General features: G+C 58.7%; 1 pseudogene. It reads right to left on the bottom strand.

Going from position 1 to position 300, the window contains the following annotated elements:
• A pseudogene (locus tag ACO0LL_RS30395) lies at positions 1–300 on the bottom strand (energy transducer TonB); the annotation flags it as partial.

Raw genomic sequence — 300 nt, 5'->3', positions numbered from 1 at the left:
GGCCTGTGGCCTTGGCTTCTGTCGGTGCCGCTACCACTGGCGGGGCCTTGTTCAAGGTCGGGTTATCTGGCTTGACATTGGAGACCGCAGTAATCGCTGGCGTTTGTTGTGGCTGTGGCTGTACCTGGACTTCCGGTGGCGGAATGAACGGTGGCGGCGGGGCCAACAATTTTGGTGGCGGTGGTGGCGGTGTGTCTGGTGGCGGTGGCGGTGGTTTCACTTCTTCTACCAGCTTGACTTCTGCTGGTTTGATCACCACTTCCATCGCTTTGCGCGCCAATCCAGATACCAGGGCATATA

This window comes from Undibacterium sp. TC4M20W, assembly GCF_049340245.1.
Taxonomy (GTDB): Bacteria; Pseudomonadota; Gammaproteobacteria; order Burkholderiales; family Burkholderiaceae_D; genus Undibacterium.
The sequence above is the reverse complement of the archived record's forward strand: the minus strand, read 5'-3'. Positions and strand labels throughout refer to the sequence as shown.